At 33.5% G+C, this 9,483-nt stretch carries 7 protein-coding genes and 1 pseudogene; 6 read left to right on the top strand and 2 right to left on the bottom strand.

The annotated features are described in order from the left end of the window. Positions 1-1,050 (top strand): annotated as a pseudogene (locus tag H6G25_RS20705) (ATP-binding protein); the annotation flags it as partial. 383 nt (positions 1,051-1,433) lie between these two features. Here H6G25_RS20705 and H6G25_RS20700 read toward each other — a convergent pair. Further along, on the bottom strand, positions 1,434-1,676 hold the full coding sequence (locus tag H6G25_RS20700) for a hypothetical protein (protein WP_190394110.1): 243 nt from the start codon (positions 1,674-1,676) through the stop codon (positions 1,434-1,436). A 183-nt stretch (positions 1,677-1,859) separates the two neighbouring features. Between H6G25_RS20700 and H6G25_RS20695 the strand changes: the two genes are divergently transcribed. The 3 genes from H6G25_RS20695 to H6G25_RS20685 all read left to right on the top strand — a co-directional run bounded on the left by H6G25_RS20695 (position 1,860) and on the right by H6G25_RS20685 (position 6,361). Beyond that, positions 1,860-2,120, top strand: a complete 261-nt coding sequence (locus H6G25_RS20695) for a hypothetical protein (RefSeq protein ID WP_190394109.1) — start codon at positions 1,860-1,862, stop codon at positions 2,118-2,120. A 127-nt stretch (positions 2,121-2,247) separates the two neighbouring features. Beyond that, a complete protein-coding gene (locus H6G25_RS20690; protein WP_190394108.1) occupies positions 2,248-5,652 on the top strand; it encodes a helicase-related protein in 3,405 nt (1,134 codons plus the stop codon). 214 nt (positions 5,653-5,866) lie between these two features. Further along, positions 5,867-6,361: an Rrf2 family transcriptional regulator gene (locus H6G25_RS20685; protein ID WP_190394107.1), complete on the top strand. Its 495-nt coding sequence runs from the start codon at positions 5,867-5,869 to the stop codon at positions 6,359-6,361. Positions 6,362-6,611: 250 nt separating this feature from the next. On the opposite strand, the gene H6G25_RS20680 is transcribed toward H6G25_RS20685, so the two are convergent. Next, on the bottom strand, positions 6,612-7,409 hold the full coding sequence (locus H6G25_RS20680) for a sulfite exporter TauE/SafE family protein (protein WP_190394106.1): 798 nt from the start codon (positions 7,407-7,409) through the stop codon (positions 6,612-6,614). 386 nt (positions 7,410-7,795) lie between these two features. Here H6G25_RS20680 and H6G25_RS20675 point away from each other — a divergent pair, with 386 nt between their 5' ends. Both H6G25_RS20675 and H6G25_RS20670 read left to right on the top strand, forming a co-directional pair. Further along, positions 7,796-8,632, top strand: a complete 837-nt coding sequence (locus H6G25_RS20675) for a sulfite exporter TauE/SafE family protein (RefSeq protein ID WP_190394105.1) — start codon at positions 7,796-7,798, stop codon at positions 8,630-8,632. Positions 8,633-8,679: 47 nt separating this feature from the next. Then, entirely contained in the window at positions 8,680-9,189 is a 510-nt protein-coding gene (locus H6G25_RS20670) for a DUF1634 domain-containing protein (protein ID WP_347239233.1), read from the top strand. The last annotated feature ends 294 nt before the right edge of the window (positions 9,190-9,483 follow it).

Here is a 9,483-nt window from a genome sequence, read left to right as displayed (position 1 = left end):
AAGGCTATTTTTGAAGGGGTACATAAAAGTTTTAAGTTTGTGGTTTTGACTTTTGAAAATGGTAATAAAACTTTATCTTTTCCGGCTAGGTTTATGCGTCATGATGTGGGAGAGTTAAATAGTTTTCCTGATGATGATTGTATTCATATTTCTGTGGATTTAATTAAACGCTTATCTCCTGATTCTATTTCGGTTATGGAGTTTAAATCTGATTTAGAATTAAGCATTGCACAAAAATCAGCTAAACATTATCCTTTACATGATGGAAAGTCAATATATAATCATATTAACTTTGCGCGTGAATTAGCACCAGATTCACAATCAGAATATTATAAAATTTATCCTAGTAAAAACTTATTTCCTTTATTAGAAGGAAGAAATATTCATCAATTCACACATCAGTTTTCTAATGAATTTCGCTACTGGATAGCAGAACAGGACGCAAGAAAAATTATTTTAGGTAAAACTAAAGATGTTGGACAAAAATTAGATTATCAAACTTACAGATTAGCATTTCGTAAAATTGCAAGAAATACAGATATAAGAACAATGATATCAACAATAATTCCTGCTTCATTGTGTGTTGAAAATTTGCAAACAGTTAAAATGTTAGATGATATGGGTAAACAAATAGTAAGTTATACAGATATTTTATATTTGTCTAGTATTTTCAATAGTTTTACTTACGATTATTTATTAAGATTAAAAGTATCAGCTAATATAAATTTCTTTTTTATTTATAGCACTCAAGTACCCAGATTAACAGAAAAAGACCCATTTTTTCAAGAAATAGTAGAACGTGCAGCCAAACTAATCTGTACCACAGCAGAGTATGATGAATTAGCGAAAGAAGTAGGATTAACAAGTCATGAAAACGGAATTACAGACGAGAGAGAAAGGGGGAAAATCCGCGCGGAATTAGATGGAATAATTGCCCATTTATATGGATTAACAGAAACAGAATTTAGTCATATATTGAATACCTTTCCCATAGTAGCAGAAGAAGTGAAAAATGCGGCTTTAAATGCTTATCGGGAAATGGTTAAATAACGTTAAAGTAGGGGTAATTCATGAATTACCCCGACAATTTATAAATAAAAACAAATATCTGTTACTGGTTTTTTTTAATTGTGTCAATCAATGATAAATTCTATAGTAAATGCTTATCAGGAAATGGTTAAATAACGTTAACGTAGGGGTAATTCATGAATTACCCCTACAATTTATAATAAAAACGGATTAAGATTAAAACTAAGATCATGCTTGAAACAGTTCCATAACTGACTTAATTTCATCCATTAAAAAATTACCACTTTGTAATTCTTAAATTATTGGTTATTGGTTGAATATCAGTACGAATATGGCGATATTTTTTTGACAAACTGCGTATTTTTTGTTGAAAATTATCGGTAAAATTAACGATAACTGGTGTTTCACTCAACATCAATACCTTCCCAAAGTTCTGAAATTGGATGCACTTTACCTGCTTTAGCTTCTTGTAATGAGGTTTTCAAACTTTCTAAAACAGCTTCTTTTGATTCATCATCTTCATCTAATTCATCTTCAATAAACAAAACAATTAATTTAACCCGACTTGGTTTATTAACTATCAGAGGATGATCTAAAGAAATGTTACCATTTTGATCAATCCTTGCCATTATTTCTTGCGCTATCATATTTACTCACCTGTAATTACTACAACTATTTTACTATATTATAGTAAACATAATAGTAAACATTGATCAAGATCCCCAACTTCTGTTTTAATATTGTCAATCAATGATAAATTAATCATAGAAGACAGGGATATAAATAATGTGTTATAATATCCCAATTAGCAAGCAACAGGAGTAAAAACCATGACTGTTAAAGAATTGATTTATGCAGAAATTGATAAATTACCAGAAGATCAACTTAATGAATTTTATCAATTACTTAAAGAATTGAAGAAAAACACAAGAAAGAGTATGTTGTCATTAAATGACACATCAAAAACCACATTACAAAAATCAGAAAAAAATGTATCTAATTCTTATCCTGATCATGATTTAGATTATCTTGCAGGAACATGGGGAGAAGAAGATGAAGCAGAATTTTTAGCGGACTTTATTGATCAATAAAACTCTTTTTTAGATGATAAGCTGATGATGTAGCATAATATCCAATATTTATCCCATCCTGAAAATCCTAAAATCCTGGATATCCTGATTCAGACAATTAACCAAATAACTAATAATATAAAAAACTATGCCACACATTTTTGATAATATTAACGAAAAACTACTACCCCAACTCAAAGAAAGCCTCAAAGATGCCCATAGGGCAGATTTTTGTGTAGGTTATTTCAACTTACGGGGATGGAAATTAATCCAGGAAGAAATAGAACAATTTACCGGAGGAGAAAATAACTGTTGTCGCTTATTAATTGGAATGCAGAAATTACCCAAAGACGAACTTAACCAAATGTTAGGTTTAGGAATATCTCCTAAACCCATATCCCAGGGTGACGCAAATAACCTGAGAGAACGCATAGTCCAGGAATTTAGTCAACAATTAATGATCGGAAAACCAAATAATGATGATGAATTGGGTTTAAAAAGACTGAAATCACAATTAAAATCTAAAAAAGTAATAGTTAAACTCTATTTACGTCGTCCCCTTCATGCTAAACTTTATTTAATGCCTCAAAGCCATCATAATTTAAAAGCGATCGCTTTTTTAGGAAGTAGTAATTTAACTTTTTCTGGTTTATCAACCCAAGGAGAATTAAATGTTGATATCCTAGATAATGATGCAACCAATAAATTACAAACCTGGTTTGATGAACGTTGGGAAGATAGATTTTGTATAGATATTTCTGATGAATTGGCAGAAATTATAGATGAAAGTTGGGCAACGGAAAAGTTAATTTCTCCCTATTATGTTTATCTGAAAATGGCCTATCATCTCTCTCAAGAAGCGCGAGATGGTTTAAGTCAATATACTATACCTTATGATTTTCAATTATTCCCTTTTCAAGCAGCAGCAGTACAAATTGCTGCCCATTATGTTAACCGTCGTGGTGGTGTTTTGATTGGTGATGTGGTAGGATTAGGAAAAACCTTAGTCGGAACTGCGATAGCGAAAATTATTGAAGAGGAACTTGGAATTAGTACCTTGATTATTTGTCCAAAAAATCTCGTTTCTATGTGGGAAAATTATAAAGATGAATATGGGTTAACAGCTAAAGTAATTTCTATTAGTCAAGTGGGTAAAATATTACCCACAATTCCCGCACGTTTTCGGTTAGTCTTAATAGATGAAAGTCATAATTTAAGAAATAGAGAAGGACAACGTTACGCAGCTATTAAGGAATATATAGAACAAAGTGGAAGTCGTTGTATTTTATTAACAGCAACTCCCTATAATAAAAGCTATTTTGACTTATCTGCACAGTTACGGTTATTCGTTCCCGAAGATAAAGATTTAGGTATTAAACCAGAAAATTTAATCAAGGAATTAGGTGAAAAAAGAGACTTTCAACGTAAATTTCCCCAAACTAATATTAGCACTTTAGCAGCATTTGAAAAAAGCGAATATTTTGAAGATTGGCAATTATTAATGAATCGTTATATGATTAGAAGAACCCGCAGTTTCATTAAAAATAATTATGCTGATACAGACCCTATAAATGAACGTAAATATTTACAATTTCCTAATGGTACTCGTTCTTATTTTCCTACCCGTATCCCGAAAACTGCTAAATTTACGATTAATAATGATGATAATTATGGAAAATTATACTCTGGTGAAGTAGTAGAAATTATTACTTCTTTATCATTACCCCGTTATGGTTTAGGAAATTACACTTTAGATAAATATAAACAACCACCCACAGCAGCACAACAACAGATTTTAAATAGTTTATCCCGTGGTGGCAGACGTTTAATGGGTTTTTGTCGCACGAATTTATTTAAAAGATTAGAAAGTAGTGGCAATGCTTTTTTAGAATCATTAGAACGTCATATTTTACGGAATTATGTATATCTTCATGCTTTAGAAAATAAATTAGATATTCCTATTGGTACACAAGATGCAGAGTTTTTAGATACTACTAATAATGATGAAGATGCTGATAATATTAATTCTACCAATTTAGATTTTGAAATAGCTGATGATGATCATGAAGAAAATGATGATCATAATGATGAGGTGAATTTTGCCAGTTTAACAAGTAAAGAAGCAGAATATAAACGTCAAGCAAAGGCTATTTATGAACTCTATCAAAATAAATACCAAAAACGCTTTAAATGGTTAGATTCTCGATTGTTCAAATCTGAATTAAAAAAACATCTCCGCGAAGATGCTTTATCATTATTGAAGTTATTACATAATTGTGGAGAATGGAATTATCAAGAAGATCAAAAATTACAAACTTTGCAAAAATTAATCACGGAAACTCATCAAAATGAGAAAATATTGATATTTACCCAATTTGCAGATACAGCGCGTTATTTACAGGAGTGTTTAGAAAAAACCAATATCACCCAAACCGCATTAGTGACAGGAAAAATAAATGATCCCACAGCATTAGCTTATCGTTTTAGTCCAGAAAGTAATAAACAAAATATCCCCCAGGAACAACAAATTAGAATTTTAATTGCTACCGATGTTTTAAGTGAAGGTCAAAATTTACAGGATTGTCGGATAATTATTAATTATGACCTACCTTGGGCAATTATTCGCTTAATTCAAAGAATTGGTAGAGTAGATAGAATTGGCCAAAAAGCCTCAGAAATTCTCTGTTATTCGTTTTTACCTGCGGAGGGAGTAGAAGAATTAATTAATTTACGAGGGAGATTAAGCGAAAGATTACAACAAAATGCGAATGTGGTGGGAACAGATGAAGCATTTTTTGAAGATAGTCTTTCTGATCAGGAAATACTTGATCTTTATCATGAAAAATCAGATATCTTTGATAAAGAAGATGATGGAGAAGTTGATTTAACATCGGAAGCTTTTCAAATTTGGAAAAATGCTATAGATGCTGATCCTAGTTTAGAACAAACTATCAAAGGTCTTCCTAATGTTATTTATTCTACCCGCGAATATGAAGGCACAAATTTAGATCCCCAAGGGGTATTAATGTATTTGCGAACTGCTGAAGGTACGGATGCTTTAGCGTGGATAAATAAGGAAGGTAAAAGCGTTACTCAATCGCAAATGAGAATATTAAGAGTTGCTAGATGTAACCGGGATACACCCCCAATAAAAAGACATCCCCAACACCATGAAATTGTCTCTCAAGGGGCTGATTTAATCTTAGAACAGCAAAAAACAACGGGAGGACAATTGGGAAGTCCTAAAAGTGCAAGATATCGCACCTATTATAAATTAGATGCTTATATTAAAAGAATGGAAACACCGTTATTTTCATCAAGAGAAGATTGGCAAAATTTGAAAAAAGCTGTTGAAGAAATCTATCTTTATCCTTTAAAAGAAACCACAGTGATTAAAATTAATCGTCAGTTGAAAAGTGGAATTACAGATGAACAATTAGCGACAATGATTGTCTCTTTACGTGATAATAATTCTTTGTGTATTATTCATCCTGAAGATGTACAGCAGGAAGCGCGGATTATTTGTTCATTAGGGTTATTTTCAGTACCTTAATCTCGTCCCCAGTTTCCGACTCAGAGTGTAGAAATCAGGGATTTAACTGGTTAATAACCGCAATATCGAATAGCTGTAGCCAATTTTCAGAATTTTATCCATAATCACCACAATTCCGATAGAGTTGTGATATTTTACTTATTATAGGTGTGATACCATCACATCTGACACTTAAATAAAAATGAATTGCAGTTAAACCCCTATAAATCCATCAATGTACAGTAGTAATCTGAGTAGTCATCTGAATACAGATTGGAATAGCCAAAACTATGCTCTTCTGGAGCTTTCTGCAAAAGTAGAATACGCACTCCTAGCACTGTTAGAACTAGCCAAACATTATGATAAAAAAGTTCCTCTGACCATAAACGAAATAGCAGCCAAACAACCCATACCAGAACGGTATCTGGAACAAATTCTCGCTCAATTGCGACGTGCGGGTATGGTACAGAGTCAACGCGGCTCTAAAGGGGGTTTTGTGTTAATGAATGACCCGTGGCAAATTACTGTGCTGGAAATTGTCACTTTGGTGGAGGGGGAACGAAAGGAAAAAGAAAGCACTGGGACTCGAACCCTAGAGAAAGGGTTGATTTTAGAAGTCTGGGCAAAAGCTAATATTGCCTCAATAGAGGTTTTACGTAGCTATACACTCCAGGATTTGTACCATGAAACAGAGACTCGCTGCCAAAATAGCCCCATGTATTACATTTAGCAAGAGGTTTTCAGCGATTTTACATTTGTTTACACAGTTTGGTTTTTTCATGCCAACTTACTGTTACAGCAAGTTCAGATTGAGTGAGGTATACTTTATGCGGGCAAGATGCCCGCACCACAAGAGTTTTATCATTGGTAAGGTGCGTCAGATATCAAGAATCTGTTTATTTGCAAGATTTATGCAGTAGCAAAGCACCCTACAACTTGCACTTTAAAGACAAATTAAAATGTAAAGAGACGAAGAGTAATTATGTTTGTGCAACTAATTTCCAACTTACCATCATTAAAATTCCATAAATAGTAAATCTTAGTGGACGCAGAGGGATAATCTCACAAAGTTTCGCACCGATAATCACTCCGGGAACAGAACCTATCCAAATTGGGATTACTAAATTTAAATCAACAGTTCCCAATGTCAGATGTCCCAAAGATGTAAATATTAATAAAATTGCTGCTTGAGTAATATCTGTACCCACTAATTTACGGGCTTCTAACCGGAAAAATGTCATCAAAACCAGCGCAAAAATAGAACCTGATGAAACACTGGTCATACCCACACAGAAACCTAAGATTCCACCAATAATTACGGTAATCAAACGTCCTTTATTGGTGTTTACATTTAATTGTGGCAGTTCAGGTAAATTGATTTTGGGAAAAAAAGTCACTAAAAACATTTGTATTAATGCTGACAATGTAACTATAACAATCATTACTCCTAATAACCGTAGTAACAGGCTGTCTATGTGATGTTCTCCAGTCTTTCTCAGTTGGTATAAAACTGCTACACCCAGCAATGAACCAGAAACGCTACCCATTGCCAGCCATTTGACTAAATCTACATCAATGGTTTTTTGTTGCCAGTGTTTCCAACTCCCTACTACTTTCATTAATGTAGCAGCTACAACATCAGAACTGATAGCAATAGAAGGCGGTACGTGAAAGAAAAAAATCAACATAGGAGTGATTAGAGACGCGCCACCTATTCCTGTTATACCAACAATCATGCCAATAAAAAAGCTAAAAATCGGTAATAATAAGTAGTCCATATTCCTATTTAATAGTGTGTTTTAGTTGTGATGTGAAAGTATTGAAGGATCACTTTTTCTATTTGGTGAAAATCCCTGGTGTGATTTTTCAAATTTGCATAAAATACTAAAACTAGATTGACTTACCGTAGTTTAACATTAAACTGATCAAAAGTCTAGTGTCAGTCTCTATAAATTAATCCATATTTTTATGATGATATTGCATAGTAGAGATCATCATAGAAACTACAGTTATGTGGGATTGTATTCTTCATAAAACTAAATAAATAGTCAATTGAGAAAATATGATATTCTAAATTTTGTAGCCTAATAAAAAGACGAAATTTATAGCTGTCTTATAGGTATACCAGTCTTGAGAAAATAGATTGAAAAAAGAGGGCCTAAAATTGAGCATACTAGCATTTTCTTTACTAGTTTGGCTGGGGTCATTTAGCGCTGGCTTAGTAGGTGCATTAACGGGTTTAGGTGGTGGAGTTGTCATAGTTCCATTATTAACTTCCGTCTTTGGTGTTGATATTCGCTATGCGGTTGGTGCATCATTAGTATCAGTAATTGCCACATCCTTAGGTTCAGCTTCTACATACATTAAAAATGGCTATGCCAATTTACGGTTAGGAATGTTCCTGGAAGTAGCCACCACTATTGGCGCACTGATTGGTGCTTTACTGACAGTCCACGTGCCAGTAAAAATACTCTGCTTAATTTTAGCAATTGTGCTAATTTATTCAGCATATCTGTCTCAACGACCCAGACCAGAACAAACGGAAATGATTGCACCAGATCCTTTAGCAGAATATCTGCAACTTAATGGTACTTACCCCAGTCATGACCGTGTAATACCCTATCAGGTCTATGCTTTACCTGCTGGCTTCAGTATTATGTTAGTAGCAGGAATACTTTCCGGTTTATTGGGAATTGGTTCGGGAGCATTTAAAGTATTGGCTATGGACCAAGCCATGGGTCTCCCTTTTAAAGTCTCCACCACCACAAGTAATTTTATGATTGGTGTCACAGCGGCTGCTTCTTCCGGTGTTTATTTAACCCATGGATATATAAATCCGGCTTTATCCATGCCAGTCATGTTAGGAGTATTACCAGGTGCTTTTTTAGGTGCGCGAATCTTAATGGGTGCTAAAACCCAGATTTTGAGAATTATTTTCAGCTTTGTGTTGGTATTAATGGCATTAAAAATGGTCTATAACAGTCTCATAGGGAGTGTGTGATTATGTATAAATTAAATTCTGGTTTTCGGTGGACCTGCTCAACACAAATGGAAACAGAATTTGGAAACCTCGCTTTTAAACCGGAGGAAGAAGATTCTGATCTTCAACATTTATCAGAACAATACCTGACTCACACAATACAGAATTATCATGATGAAATTGTTAGCAATCAAAAACTGACGAAATCAACAAGTGAACAAAAGTTAGAATACTTACTCAGCAAATTACTTATGTACGGAGTTTTAATTGCTAGTTTTGTAGTATTATTTGGGGGTATTTTATACTTAATTAATCATGGCTTGGATATTGCTGAATATCAAGTATTTATAGGTACACAATCTCAATTTCACTCACCAACAGGTGTAGTTAATGCCGTTTTGGCGGGTAGTTCTCAGGGAATTATTCAACTAGGAATATTAATACTAATTGCTGTCCCTATTTTGCGTGTAATTATCTCTTTATTAACTTTTTTGTTAGAGGGAAAATTTATTTATGTAATTATTACCTCATTAGTTCTTGCTAGTCTAACTTACAGCATAGTCGGGGCGTATTACTAATATAACTGTTCGTTAACGCATTAAAATATCATACAACTAATTTTAGGAGTTTGAAGTACCAGGGTGTAGAATATCAATTGAGGACAAATCTAGCTTTGGTTTGTACCAAAATCAGCAGTTTAATTGTTGGCCACGTGACTAAGTGAGGACATTCCCAGTCTCCAGACTGGGAACGAGAATAGAGCTTGTCCTAAGTTGACAATTTAATAGACAAACCTGTACACTCATAGACACACCTATGAGTGACTTTATGTTTAAACCTCATGAATTTGCTAAAAAAATCGGAGTTTCAGT

It is taken from the genome of Dolichospermum sp. FACHB-1091 (genome assembly GCF_014697585.1).
Taxonomy (GTDB): Bacteria; Cyanobacteriota; Cyanobacteriia; order Cyanobacteriales; family Nostocaceae; genus Dolichospermum.
The sequence above is the reverse complement of the archived record's forward strand: the minus strand, read 5'-3'. Positions and strand labels throughout refer to the sequence as shown.